The sequence below is a fragment of the Streptomyces sp. NPDC014864 genome, from assembly GCF_043081525.1.
Classification (GTDB): Bacteria; Actinomycetota; Actinomycetes; order Streptomycetales; family Streptomycetaceae; genus Streptomyces.
On sequence record NZ_JBIBWT010000018.1, the window covers coordinates 1 to 12,521 of the forward strand.

The following is a 12,521-nucleotide window of genomic DNA, read 5'->3' on the forward strand; positions in this document are numbered from 1 at the left end:
GGCTGCACACCTACAATCACCACCGCGGACACACCGCGCTCAAGGGCCAACCACCCGCCAGCCGCGTCCCCAACCTCACAGGGCAATACACCTAGCGCGGCGAGGGTGCATCTTGACGGAGCCCTGACGCGGGCGCTGCCGCGTCGCTCTCACCCGGTGTGAACGCGGGGACGAAGGGCGCGGTTGGGTTCCGCCTCGCGCAGGACCTCTCGGGTGACCGGGGCCACCTCGCCCTGGCCGAAGAGGAAGAAGCGCAGGAAGTTGTTGAACGGGTTCCCTTCGGTCCACTCGAAGTAGATGTGCGGGGTGCAACCCGTCATGTCCCGGGCGTGCAGGAGGAGGGCCGCCAGGGCGTTGGAGACGGAGGAGTGCTCCAGGGTCAGGACGCGATAACGGTCGTGCAGGACCTCGCCTCGCACGGTCAGACCCGCCTCGAACTCCGAGGGATCGGTGATGGTGACCTCGGCGAAGACGAAGTCCTCCGTCTCGGGGAGGTCGTTGTCGGCGCGGATCTGCTCGGCCTTGGCGCGGTACGCGGCCTTGTCCCGTCGTCCCGGCTTGTTCGCGATGAAGCGTATGCGGCGGTGGGACATGTCCCGGATGAAACGCTCCGCCATGGGGTCGAGGTCGACGTTCGTCACCCGCAGTTCGAAGGCGCGGGCGAGGCGGGACAGCAGGGAGAGCAGCATGATGCCGACGATGAAGCAGGCACCGATCTTGACACCGTCCGGACGCTCGATGACGTTCGCGACCGTTACGTAGATCAGGACGGCAGAGACGACCGAGAAGGCGACGGTCCAGCCCTGCTGGGCGGCCCGGCGGGCGGCGATGGTCACCGCGATCGCCGCCGACGACATCAGGACCAGCACGCCGGTGGCGTAGGCCCCGCCCTGGGCGTCGACGTTGGCGTCGAAGATCCAGGTGACCAGGAAGGCGATCAGGGTGAAGACGATGACCATCGGGCGGACGGCACGCGCCCAGTGGGGGGCCATGCCGTAGCGGGGCAGGTAGCGCGGCATGAGGTTGAGCAGGCCTGCCATGGCGGAGGCGCCGGCGAACCAGAGGATGGCGATGGTGGAGATGTCGTAGACCGTGCCGAAGGCGTTGCCCAGGTACTCGTGCGCCAGATACGCCAGCGCGCGCCCGTTCGCCTGGCCGCCGGCCCTGAACTCCTTCGCCGGGATGAGGACGGTCGTGATGAAGCTCGTCGCGATCAGGAAGACGCTCATGATCAGGGCGGCGGTGGTGAGCAGCTTCTTGGTGTCCCGGATGCGGCCCTTCGGCTTCTCCTCGGTGTCGCCCGCGTCACCCTGGACGTGCGGCATCACGGCGACACCTGTTTCGAAACCGGACAGGCCGAGGGCGAGCTTCGGGAAGACCAGCAGGGAGACGCCGATCATGGCGAGGACATTGCCGTGCTGGGTGATCAGGGCGCTGGTCCAGTCCGTGACCACGTGTTCGGCAGTGAGGACATGCCACAGCCCGACGACCACGACCACGGCGTTCAGGCCGAGATAGACGACGACAAGGGCGACCGCGACCCCGATCGCCTCCAGGAAGCCCTTGAGGAACACAGCGCCGAGCAGAGCCACCAGCGCAAGCGTGATCAACATCTGCCGGCCGTTCAGCAAGCTCGTCAGGTGCGGGTTCTCGATCAGGTGGGTGGAGGCGTCGGCGGCCGACAGGGTGATGGTGATCAGGAAGTCGGTGGCGGCGAAGCCCAGCAGGGTCAGGACGAACAGCTTGCCCTTCCAGAAGGACAGCAGCCGCTCCAGCATCGCGATGGACCCCTCGCCGTGCGGACTCTCCTCGGCCACCCGGCGGTACACGGGCAGGGCACCGGCCAGGGTGACAACGACGAGGACGAGCGTGGCGATGGGGGAGAGCAGACCGGCCGCGAGGGCCGCGATGCCCGGCTGGTAACCGAGCGTGGAGAAGTAGTCGACACCGGTCAGGCACATCACGCGATACCAGCGCTGGCCCTTGTGGGGTGCTTCCGCCTTGGCGTACGGCCCCTGCTGGTGCCCCGCCATGTCGGACAGGCCTTCCAGCATCCACGTCCGCAATCGGCTCGGCGGCGGGTGTTCTGTGGTGGCCATCGAGGTGCTCTCCTGGTGTGCGACTCAGCGGCTCAGTGCGGGGGTCCGGCCGTCTGCGGACGGCGGCACCGGCAGCCAATCACCAGAGTGACCCCGGGGCCCATGAGCGATCTCACCGAGCGCATCAAGCTTCCGTTAAGACCGGGAGCCAAGAAGGCAACTCCTTCACGTGTCGCGCTCAGGGGGCCATGCAGCGCGCGTGCTCGGACGATGCTGCGTCAGTACCCGGCGGTGCCCGGCGCGGTTCACTGCGGTGATCATCTGCCCCGGTTACCGAGGGGCCCCGATCGCTTGCCGTATGAGTTCCGTCAAAGCAGGGGGATGGGCCGTAAGAGGGTCGTCAACGGGTGACCGGATCCGGCTGGACAGGCGTTTTCCTCTAAGCGTCCAAGTTTTCCACCGAACCACTCCAGGAGCTAACGATGGCCGATCTGGCCTTCGTCGCCATCACGATCGCGGTCTTCGCGCTGGTGGCCCTCGTCGCCAGGGGGGTGACGAAGCTGTGACCGCCGAGAACCTTGTCGGCCTGATCGTGGCCGTCGCCCTGCTGGGTTATCTCATCCTCGCCTTGATCTTCCCGGAGAGGTTCTGAGCACAGACATGGGTCCCGTACTTGCTGACGTGCTCTTCGTGACGGCGTTGGGCGGCGCACTCGCGTCGGTGCACCGTCCCCTCGGCGACTACATGGCCGCCGTCTTCCAGTCCCGGAAGCACCTGCGGGTGGAGCGGTGGATATACCGCTCTGTCGGCGCGAACCCCGACGCCGAGATGCGCTGGCCGGCCTACCTGCGCGGGGTACTGGCCTTCTCCGCGGTGAGTGTGCTGTTCCTCTACCTGCTCCAGCGGGTGCAGGACGAGCTGCCGCTGTCGCTGGGCTTCAAGCCGATCAGCCCCGACCAGGCGTTCAACACGGCCGCCTCCTTCGTGTCCAACACGAACTGGCAGTCGTACGCGGGTGAGACGGCGATGAGCCACCTCACCCAGACCATGGGCCTGGCCGTGCAGAACTTCGTCTCCGCAGCGGTCGGCATCGCCGTGGCCGTGGCACTGGTGCGCGGCTTCGCCCGGTCCCGCACCGGCGACCTCGGCAACTTCTGGGCCGACCTGGTGCGCTGCACCGTCCGCATCCTGATCCCGCTCTCCGTGATCGCAGCCGTGATTCTGATCGCCTGCGGTGCCATCCAGAACTTCGGCGACATCCACCACCTCACCACCCTCACCGGCCAGAGGCAGGCCATCAGCCCCGGCGCGGTGGCATCGCAAGAGGCCATCAAGGACCTGGGCACCAACGGCGGCGGCTTCTTCAACGCCAACAGCGCGCACCCCTTCGAGAACCCCGACGGCTTCACCAACTGGCTGGAGATCTTCCTGCTGCTGGTGATCCCCTTCTCGCTGCCGCGCACCTTCGGCACGATGGTCGGCTCGGTCAGGCAGGGCTACGCGATCCTCGCGGCAATGGGCATCATCTGGCTCCTCGCCGTGGTCGCCGTGACCTGGCTGGAGTACGCACACCCGGGCACCGCCTCCCAGCTGGCCGGCGGAGCGATGGAGGGCAAGGAGCAGCGTTTCGGCGAGGGCAACTCGTCGGCCTTCGCCGTGTCGACCACGATGACCTCCACCGGTTCCGTGGACTCCTTCCACGACTCCTTCGGCGGACTGTCCGGCGGGGTGCTGCTTCTCGGCATGATGCTGGGCGAGATCGCGCCCGGCGGCACCGGCTCGGGCCTGTACGGCATGCTGATCATGGCGATCATCGCGGTGTTCATCGCCGGTCTCATGGTCGGCCGTACGCCCGAGTACCTGGGCAAGAAGCTCGGCACCCGTGAGGTCAAGCTGGCCGCCTGCTACATCCTGGTCACCCCGGCCCTGGTGCTGATCGGCACGGCGCTGGCGATGGCGCTGGGGATGGGCCGGACGTCGATGACGAACGTGGGTGCGCACGGCTTCTCCGAGGTGCTGTACGCCTACACGTCCGCGTCCAACAACAACGGCTCCGCGTTCGCCGGATTCGCCGCGAACACCGAGTACCACAACACGATGCTGGGCCTGTGCATGCTGCTCGGGCGCTTCGTGCCCATGGTGTTCGTGCTGGCGCTGGCCGGCTCGCTCGCCGGGCAGCAGCCCATCCCGGCCACCGCGGGCACCCTGCGGACCGAGAAGCCGCTCTTCACCGGTCTGCTGGTGGGCGCGATCCTGATCATTGCCGGTCTGACGTTCTTCCCCGCCCTCGCGCTGGGCCCGCTGGCCGAAGGGTTGGCGTGATGACCATCAACACCTCGAATACAGAGATCAAGAAGCAGGACTCAATGTCCACTCCCACCCTCGCGCCCCACCAGGACGCGCCGACCGGGCACAAAGCGTCCGAAAGCCGTGTCGGCGGCGGACTGTTCGACCCCAAGCAGCTGGTCAAGTCGCTCCCGGACGCCTTCCGCAAGCTCGACCCACGGGTGATGGTCAAGTCCCCCGTGATGTTCGTGGTCCTCGTCGGCTCCGTCCTGACCACGGTGTTCTCCTTCCAGTACCCGGGCGACTGGTTCGGCTGGACCATCAGCGCCTGGCTGTGGCTGACCGTGATCTTCGCCAACCTGGCGGAGGCGGTCGCCGAGGGCCGGGGCAGGGCGCAGGCCGACACCCTGCGCAAGGCCAAGACCGATACCGTCGCGCGCCGGCTGCTGGAGGACGGCTCGGAGGAGCAGGTGCCCGGCACTGTGCTGACCGTGGGCGACCTGGTGGTCTGCGAGGCCGGCGACATCATCCCCGGTGACGGCGACGTCGTCGAGGGGGTCGCGTCCGTGGACGAGTCCGCCATCACCGGCGAGTCGGCGCCGGTCATCCGCGAGTCCGGCGGCGACCGCTCGGCCGTGACGGGCGGTACGAAGGTTCTTTCCGACCGGATCGTCATAAGGATCACCACCAAGCCCGGTGAGACTTTCATCGACCGGATGATCAACCTGGTGGAGGGTGCTGCCCGGCAGAAGACGCCCAACGAGATCGCGCTGAACATACTGCTCGCCTCGCTGACGATCGTCTTCCTGCTCGCGGTGGCGTCCCTGCCGCCGTTCGCCGACTACGCGCGTTCCAGGCTGAGCATGGTCGTGCTGGTCGCCCTGCTGGTCTGCCTCATACCGACGACGATCGGCGCCCTGCTGTCGGCCATCGGCATCGCGGGCATGGACCGTCTGGTCCAGCGCAACGTCCTGGCGATGTCGGGCCGTGCGGTCGAGGCGGCAGGTGACGTGTCGACGCTCCTGCTGGACAAGACCGGCACGATCACCCTCGGCAACCGGCAGGCCGCCGAGTTCGTGCCGGTGCGCGGCACGACGGAGGCCGAGGTCGCGGACGCCGCGCAGCTGTCCTCGCTGGCCGACGAGACGCCCGAAGGCCGGTCCGTCGTGGTCCTGGCGAAGGAGAGGTACGGGCTGCGCGAGCGCCCCCAGGGCGAACTGGCCGGCGCCGAGTGGATCGCCTTCACTGCCCAGACCCGCATGTCGGGAGTGGACGTGGACGGCCGCATGGTCCGCAAGGGCGCCACGGCCTCGGTCATCGCCTGGGTCGACGAGCGGGGCGGCACGGTCTCGGAAGACGCCCGGGCGCTGACCGACCGGATTTCGGAGGCCGGCGGCACTCCGCTGCTGGTCGCCGTCTCCGACGGCGAAGGTGCCCGTGTGCTCGGTGTCATCCATCTGAAGGACGTCGTCAAGGAGGGCATGCGGGAGCGGTTCGAGGAACTGCGCCGCATGGGCATCAAGACGATCATGATCACGGGTGACAACCCGCTGACCGCGAAGGCGATCGCGGAGGAGGCGGGCGTGGACGACTTCCTCGCCGAGGCCACCCCCGAGGACAAGATGGCCCTGATCAAGCGGGAGCAGGCAGGCGGCAAGCTGGTCGCGATGACCGGTGACGGCACGAACGACGCCCCGGCCCTCGCCCAGGCGGACGTCGGCGTGGCGATGAACACCGGCACGTCGGCCGCGAAGGAGGCCGGCAACATGGTCGACCTCGACTCCAATCCCACCAAGCTGATCGAGATCGTGGAGATCGGCAAGCAGCTGCTGATCACGCGCGGCGCGCTGACGACGTTCTCCATCGCCAACGACGTCGCCAAGTACTTCGCGATCATCCCGGCGCTGTTCGCGGCGGTCTACCCGGGCCTGGACAAGCTGAACATCATGCGCCTGTCCTCGCCCGACTCCGCGATCCTCTCCGCGGTCGTCTTCAACGCGCTGATCATCATCGCGCTGGTGCCGCTGTCCCTGAAGGGCGTGCAGTACAAGCCGGTCAGCGCCGACAAGATGCTCCGCCGCAACCTCGCGATCTATGGCCTGGGCGGCCTGGTCGCCCCGTTCCTCGGCATCAAGCTCATCGACCTGCTCATCTCGCTGATCCCCGGGATCGGGTGAAGAACATGAACAACTCTTTTGCGAACACCGGGCGAATGGTGTGGGCCGCACTGCGCATGCTGCTCGCCCTCACCGTCGTGACCGGGATCGTCTATCCCCTCGTCGTCACCGGCATCGGCCAGGCCGCCTTCCACAGCAAGGCCGACGGCTCGCTCCTCAAGGTCGACGGCAAGGAGGTGGGCTCCAAGCTGATCGGACAGAGCTGGAACATCAAGGGCACCGACAAGCCGGACCCGAAGTGGTTCCAGCCCCGCCCGTCCAACAGCAGCTACGACCCCCTGAGCACCGGTTCCAGCCAGCTCAGCGCCAGCAATTCCAAGCTGGTGCAGATGGTCGACAACGCCGAGAAGCAGGTCGCCGACTTCAACAGCGTGCCCAGGTCCGAGGTCCCCAAGGACGCGGTGACCGGCTCGGCCTCCGCGATCGATCCGGACATCTCCCCGGCGTACGCGCGGATCCAGGCCGACCGCGTGGCCAAGGCCAACGGGCTGCCCGGCGCGCAGGTCCGGAAGCTGGTCGAGGACCACGTCACGGGCCGCGACCTCGGCTTCATGGGGGAGCCGCGCGTCAACGTCCTGGAGCTCAACATCGCACTCAGGGACCTCGCGGCCAAGCACTGATGGGATGACGGCATCGTGCACGGGCGTCGACGGGACGGGACGAACCCCGGTCCGCCGACTCCCGCTGTCACGAGGACAGGAAAGGCAGACCTCCATGACCAGGGTGCTCGTGGTGGAGGACGACCCGCAGCTCGTACGGGCACTTGTGATCAACCTCCGCGCACGCCAGTACGACGTCGACGCCGCCCCCGACGGCGCCGCCGCGCTCCGCCTGGCCGCCGCCCACCGGCCGGACGTGGTCCTGCTCGACCTCGGTCTGCCCGACATGGACGGCGTCGACGTCATCACGGCCCTGCGGGGCTGGACACGCGTCCCGATCCTGGTCCTGTCCGCCCGTCAATCGTCCGACGAGAAGGTCGCGGCGCTCGACGCGGGCGCCGACGACTACGTCACCAAGCCGTTCAGCATGAACGAACTGCTCGCCCGGCTGCGCGCCGCCGTCCGCCGCACCGAGGACACACCGCTCGTCCCCGAGACGACGCGCGTGGAGACCGACGACTTCACCATCGATTTCCTCGCGAAGAAGGTCGTACGGCAGGGGCGGGACGTCCGCCTGACCCCGACCGAGTGGCACCTGCTGGAGATCCTGGTGACCAGCCCCGGCCGGCTGATCACCCAGAAGCGGCTACTCCAGGACGTGTGGGGCGTCACTCAGAGCAACAAGACCAACTACCTGCGTGTCTACATGGCCCAGCTGCGGCGCAAACTGGAAGCAGATCCCTCCCACCCCCGCTATCTGATCACCGAGCCCGGCATGGGCTACCGCTTCGAAGGGTGAACATGGCACGCGGCAAACTCCGGATCTATCTCGGCGCGGCACCCGGCGTCGGAAAGACCTACGCCATGCTCTCGGAAGGGCACCGCCGGGTCGAGCGGGGCACCGACTGCGTCGTCGCCTTCGTGGAGCACCACGGCCGGCCGCGCACCGAGGTGATGCTGCACGGCCTGGAGCGGGTGCCGCGCAGGGAGATCGCGTACCGGGGCAGCGTCTTCACCGAACTGGACGTGGACGCCGTCCTCGCCCGCCGCCCTCAGGTGGCCCTCGTCGACGAACTCGCGCACACCAACGTCCCCGGCTCCCGGAACACCAAGCGCTGGCAGGACGTCGAGGAACTGCTCGCGGCCGGCATCGATGTCGTCACCACCGTCAACATCCAGCACCTCGAGTCGCTCGGCGACGTCGTGGAGTCCATCACGGGCGTACGGCAGCAGGAGACGGTCCCCGACGAGGTCGTGCGCCGCGCGGACCAGATAGAGCTGGTCGACATGTCCCCGCAGGCGCTGCGCCGCCGGATGGCACACGGCAACGTCTACAAGCCGGACAAGGTCGACGCGGCGCTCTCGAACTACTTCCGCCCCGGCAACCTCACCGCTCTGCGGGAGCTGGCTCTGCTGTGGGTGGCCGACCGGGTCGACGCGTACCTGAAGGAGTACCGCAGCGAACACCGCGTCTCCACGATCTGGGGCTCGCGCGAGCGGATCGTCGTCGGTCTGACCGGGGGCCCGGAAGGCCGTACGCTCATCCGCCGCGCCGCACGCCTGGCGGAGAAGGGCGCGGGCGGCGAAGTCCTGGCCGTCTACATCTCCCGCAGCGACGGTCTGACCTCCGCGTCCCCGAAGGAACTCGCCGTCCAGCGCACCCTCGTGGAGGACCTCGGCGGTACCTTCCACCAGGTCGTCGGGGACGACATACCGGCCGCCCTGCTGGACTTCGCCCGCGGGGCCAACGCCACTCAGATCGTCCTCGGTGTCTCCCGCCGCAAGGCCTGGCAGTACATCTTCGGGCCCGGGGTCGGCGCCACCGTGGCACGGGACTCCGGCCCCGACCTCGACGTCCACCTCATCACGCACGCCGAAGTGGGCAAGGGCCGCGGACTGCCTGTCACACCCCGGGGCGCACGGCTCGGCCGGACCCGGCTCATATGGGGCTGGCTGGCCGGCATCGCAGGACCGCTGCTGCTGACGTGGCTGCTGAGCAGTTTGCTCCCGCAGGTCGGCCTCGCCAACGACATGCTGCTCTTCCTCACCATGACGGTGACGGCAGCCCTGCTCGGCGGCCTCCTACCCGCACTGGCCTCCGCGGTGGTCGGATCCGTCCTCCTGAACTGGTACTTCACCCCACCGGTCCACACCTGGACGATCGCCGACCCGAAGAACATCGTCGCCATCGCCGTCTTCTTCGGCGTCGCCGTGTCGGTGGCCTCGGTGGTGGACCTGGCGGCCCGGCGCACCCACCAGGCCGCCAGGCTGCGCGCCGAATCGGAGATCCTCTCCTTCCTCGCCGGAAACGTCCTGCGGGGCGAGAACACCCTGGAAGGTCTCCTGGACAGGGTCCGGGAGACCTTCAACATGGAATCGGCGGCCCTGCTGGAACGCGAGAGCGACGTCGCTCCCTGGACCCGCGCCGGTAGCATCGGCCCCCGCCCCTGCGCCACGCCCGACGAAGCAGACGTGGACGTCCCGGTCGGCGACCACCTGACCCTGGCCCTTGCCGGCCGCGTCCTGCCCGCCGAGGACCGCCGGGTGCTGGCCGCCTTCGCCGCACAGGCCGCCGTCGTCCTGGACCGCCGGCGGCTGGAGCAGAAGGCCGACGAGGCGAAGGCCCTGGCCGAGGGCAACCGCATCCGCACCGCCCTGCTCGCTGCCGTCAGCCACGACCTGCGCACCCCGCTCGCCGGCATCAAGGCCGCGGTCACCTCCCTGCGTTCGGAGGACGTCGAGTGGTCCGAGGCCGACCAGGCGGAGTTCCTGGCGGCCATCGAGGAGGGCGCCGACCGCCTGGACCACCTCGTCGGCAACCTGCTGGACATGTCCCGCCTCCAGACCGGCACGGTCACACCGATCATCCGTGAGACCGACCTGGACGAGGTCATCCCCATGGCGCTCGGCGGCGTGCCCGAGGACAGCGTCGACCTGGACATCCCGGAGACCCTGCCGATGGTCGACGTGGACCGTGGCCTGCTGGAACGCTCGGTCGCCAATGTCGTCGAGAACGCGGTCAAGTACAGCCCGCCGGGGGAGCCGGTCCTCGTCTCGGCCAGTGCCATGGCCGACCGCGTGGAGGTCCGGGTCGTGGACCGCGGCCCCGGCGTGCCGGACGAGGCCAAGTCCCGCATCTTCGAACCGTTCCAGCGCTACGGCGACTCACCGCGCGGCGCCGGCGTCGGCCTCGGCCTCGCGGTCGCCCGCGGCTTCGCGGAGGCCATCGGCGGCACCCTCAACGCCGAGGACACCCCCGGCGGCGGCCTCACCATGGTCCTCACCCTGCCGACGGCACCCCAACGCCGCCCAGAGGTACCTGATCCAGTCTCCGGTGTCACGTCATGAGCAGCCGGGCCTCCTCGGCGCCCCGGGCGCGAGAACGCGTCCCGACGCTCCCGGGCCCGTCTGCTCGTCCACGACCTTGCGCAGGGCCTCGACCACCCGCCGGTCCGCGCGGCCCGTGCCGTCCGAGACGGCCCGCAGCCGCGGGTCGACCAGCCCCACCACCCCCTCGGACACGGGCGAGGAATGCGAGGTCGACGTCCTCAAGCAGGCGTTCTGGGCCCCGCCAGCCCAGGGGATCGGCGCTCATGCCCGGCGTGACCCCCTACGAAAGCCGACGGCCCCCGTTGTCCTCGAACAGTTCTCGGGCGCGGCGCAGCAGCGCCTGCCGCACGTCGTCCGGGGACAGCACTCGTAGCGGGGTGCCCAGGCTGAGCAGGTATTTGGCGAGACCGTCAGCGTCAGGGCCGCCGATCTCGACGATGGTGTCCCCGGGTCCGTCCGAGCGGTGGGTGCCGACCGTGGGCGGGACCAGACGCAGCGCCCGGTCCAGGGACAGCGGGAGGCGGACCGTCACGTAGAGCGGGTACGCGCCTCTGGCGATGCCTCGCGAGACGAGAAGTGCCGGGTCGGGCGGGTCGACGAGTTCCACCACCTGCCCCGTTGGCTGCGCTTGCGTCACCCGGTCGGCCCGGAACGTCCGCCACTCGTCCCGCGCCACATCGTGGGCGACGAAGTACCAGCGGCGTCCGGTGTGCACGAGGCGGTACGGGTCGACATTCCGGACGGTGGCCTTTCCTTCCCGGTCCCGGTACGACAGGCGAGTGCGCTCACCCCGGCGGCACACGGTGGCCAGTTCCAGCAGCATGCCCGGCGCGATCTGCCGCTCGTCGGGCCTGGGTGTGTGCACGAACGCGGCGTCCAACTCGCCCAGCCGGTCAGCGACCCGCGGGGGCAGGCCCTGGCGCAGTTTCAGCAGCGCGGACAGCGAGGCCTGGTCGCTGCCGAGGACGCCGCTGAGCGCGGCCTCGCGCAGGGCGACGGCCACGGCGAGTGCCTCCTCGTCGTCGAGGACCAGCGGCGGCACCCGGGTGCCGCCGCCCAGACGGTAGCCACCCCACGGCCCGGGCTCGGATTCCACGCCGTAGCCGAGTTCCCGCAGCCTGGCGATGTCCCGGCGGACGGTGCGCTCGGTGACCTCCATCCGCCCGGCCAGCTCGCGGCAGGTCCACGACGGCCGCGCGGACAGCAGAGAGACCAGTCGCAGCAGGCGGGCGGAGGTGCTGATCACATCCGAAGTCTCTCTTATGACCAGGACAGAATCCGTCCTGGTCCCGGCGTAGCGTCTTCGCCATGAGCACCGGAAACGCATCCGCGCCCGCGATCCGCTACGCGGCCGTCACGTTCGACTGCCCGGATCCCGCCGAACTGGCCCGCTTCTACGGCGACGTCCTCGGCCTGCCCGTCGTCTACTCCAGCGACGACTTCATCCTGCTCGGCCAGGAGGGGTCGGCCGGACTGGGGTTCAACCGGCTGGCCGACTACCAGCGCCCCACCTGGCCGGGCCCCTCTCAGGAGAAGCAGGCCCACATCGATCTGGGCGTCGACGACCTGGATTCGGCGCAGTCTCACCTGGTGGCCCTGGGTGCTGTCGAGGCTCCGACCCAGCCTCAGCCCGATCGGTGGAGGGTCCTACTGGACCCCGCCGGCCACCCGTTCTGCATCTCCACCTTGGTCTGAACATGATCGGCCGATTGATGACCATGACCGCGCACCCGGGCAGGGGCGGCGAACTCGCCGCCCTCCTGCTGACAGTCGCGGAGCGACTTCGCGGCTTGCCAGGCTGCGAGATCTACCTCATCAGCCAGGACGGAGCAGACCCGGACACGGTCCACGTCGCCGAGGTCTGGCAGGACGACGCCGGCGCCCAGGCCGCCCTCGCTGCTCCGGCTCCCGTCGACGGCCCCGCCCCCTCCGACGTCCTCGCCCTGCTGTCGGCCCCGCCGCACCGCACGGACCTCACTGTCCTGGGCGGGGTGGGCCTCCCGACCGAGGGCCGACCCTGAGGAACGAGTCACCGGCCGTAGGAACATGGGCCCCGGCACAACCCATTCCCTGCTCGAAACCGTCTGAGG

Annotated in this window: 11 protein-coding genes; 8 read left to right on the forward strand and 3 right to left on the reverse strand. The window is 69.1% G+C overall.

From position 1 onward, the window contains the following. Positions 1 to 149: 149 nt before the first annotated feature. Positions 150 to 2,099 carry an amino acid transporter gene (locus tag ACF1A5_RS27200; protein ID WP_392195517.1) on the reverse strand — a complete coding sequence of 650 codons (1,950 nt, stop codon included), beginning with the start codon at positions 2,097 to 2,099 and terminating at the stop codon, positions 150 to 152. 502 nt (positions 2,100 to 2,601) lie between these two features. On the opposite strand from ACF1A5_RS27200, the gene kdpF reads away from it, so the two are divergent. The 6 genes from kdpF (at position 2,602) to ACF1A5_RS27230 (ending at position 10,449) form a co-directional block, all read left to right on the forward strand. Further along, on the forward strand, positions 2,602 to 2,691 hold the full coding sequence (kdpF, locus tag ACF1A5_RS27205) for a K(+)-transporting ATPase subunit F (RefSeq protein ID WP_392195518.1): 90 nt from the start codon (positions 2,602 to 2,604) through the stop codon (positions 2,689 to 2,691). Positions 2,692 to 2,699: 8 nt separating this feature from the next. Next, positions 2,700 to 4,361, forward strand: a complete 1,662-nt coding sequence (gene kdpA / locus ACF1A5_RS27210; RefSeq protein ID WP_392195519.1) for a potassium-transporting ATPase subunit KdpA — start codon at positions 2,700 to 2,702, stop codon at positions 4,359 to 4,361. Between the two features lie 44 nt (positions 4,362 to 4,405). Continuing rightward, entirely contained in the window at positions 4,406 to 6,502 is a 2,097-nt protein-coding gene (gene kdpB / locus ACF1A5_RS27215) for a potassium-transporting ATPase subunit KdpB (protein WP_392195520.1), read from the forward strand. A gap of 5 nt (positions 6,503 to 6,507) precedes the next feature. After that, complete coding sequence (gene kdpC, locus ACF1A5_RS27220) at positions 6,508 to 7,122, forward strand: potassium-transporting ATPase subunit KdpC (protein ID WP_392195521.1); 615 nt, start codon at positions 6,508 to 6,510, stop codon at positions 7,120 to 7,122. A 94-nt stretch (positions 7,123 to 7,216) separates the two neighbouring features. After that, positions 7,217 to 7,900, forward strand: a complete 684-nt coding sequence (locus ACF1A5_RS27225) for a response regulator (protein ID WP_392195522.1) — start codon at positions 7,217 to 7,219, stop codon at positions 7,898 to 7,900. A gap of 2 nt (positions 7,901 to 7,902) precedes the next feature. Then, positions 7,903 to 10,449 (forward strand): DUF4118 domain-containing protein, encoded by a 2,547-nt coding sequence (locus ACF1A5_RS27230; RefSeq protein ID WP_392195523.1) that lies wholly within the window; start codon positions 7,903 to 7,905, stop codon positions 10,447 to 10,449. Here ACF1A5_RS27230 and ACF1A5_RS27235 read toward each other — a convergent pair. Next, on the reverse strand, positions 10,444 to 10,623 hold the full coding sequence (locus tag ACF1A5_RS27235) for a hypothetical protein (RefSeq protein WP_392195524.1): 180 nt from the start codon (positions 10,621 to 10,623) through the stop codon (positions 10,444 to 10,446). The two genes, ACF1A5_RS27230 and ACF1A5_RS27235, sit on opposite strands and share 6 nt — an antisense overlap. Positions 10,624 to 10,711: 88 nt before the next feature. Further along, positions 10,712 to 11,677: a helix-turn-helix transcriptional regulator gene (locus ACF1A5_RS27240; protein ID WP_392195525.1), complete on the reverse strand. Its 966-nt coding sequence runs from the start codon at positions 11,675 to 11,677 to the stop codon at positions 10,712 to 10,714. A gap of 62 nt (positions 11,678 to 11,739) precedes the next feature. Here ACF1A5_RS27240 and ACF1A5_RS27245 point away from each other — a divergent pair, with 62 nt between their 5' ends. Further along, on the forward strand, positions 11,740 to 12,126 hold the full coding sequence (locus ACF1A5_RS27245; RefSeq protein WP_392195526.1) for a VOC family protein: 387 nt from the start codon (positions 11,740 to 11,742) through the stop codon (positions 12,124 to 12,126). A 2-nt stretch (positions 12,127 to 12,128) separates the two neighbouring features. Then, complete coding sequence (locus tag ACF1A5_RS27250) at positions 12,129 to 12,452, forward strand: putative quinol monooxygenase (RefSeq protein ID WP_392195527.1); 324 nt, start codon at positions 12,129 to 12,131, stop codon at positions 12,450 to 12,452. Positions 12,453 to 12,521 lie beyond the last annotated feature (69 nt).

What these genes read in the sequence shown, in the direction of transcription:
- ACF1A5_RS27200 (WP_392195517.1), bottom strand. Translation starts at nt 2,099, where the DNA reads ATGGCCACCACAGAACACCCGCCGCCGAGCCGATTGCGGACGTGGATG.
- kdpC (WP_392195521.1), top strand. Translation starts at nt 6,508, where the DNA reads ATGAACAACTCTTTTGCGAACACCGGGCGAATGGTGTGGGCCGCACTG.
- ACF1A5_RS27245 (WP_392195526.1), top strand. Translation starts at nt 11,740, where the DNA reads ATGAGCACCGGAAACGCATCCGCGCCCGCGATCCGCTACGCGGCCGTC.
- kdpB (WP_392195520.1), top strand. Translation starts at nt 4,406, where the DNA reads ATGTCCACTCCCACCCTCGCGCCCCACCAGGACGCGCCGACCGGGCAC.
- kdpA (WP_392195519.1), top strand. Translation starts at nt 2,700, where the DNA reads ATGGGTCCCGTACTTGCTGACGTGCTCTTCGTGACGGCGTTGGGCGGC.
- ACF1A5_RS27225 (WP_392195522.1), top strand. Translation starts at nt 7,217, where the DNA reads ATGACCAGGGTGCTCGTGGTGGAGGACGACCCGCAGCTCGTACGGGCA.
- ACF1A5_RS27230 (WP_392195523.1), top strand. Translation starts at nt 7,903, where the DNA reads ATGGCACGCGGCAAACTCCGGATCTATCTCGGCGCGGCACCCGGCGTC.
- ACF1A5_RS27250 (WP_392195527.1), top strand. Translation starts at nt 12,129, where the DNA reads ATGATCGGCCGATTGATGACCATGACCGCGCACCCGGGCAGGGGCGGC.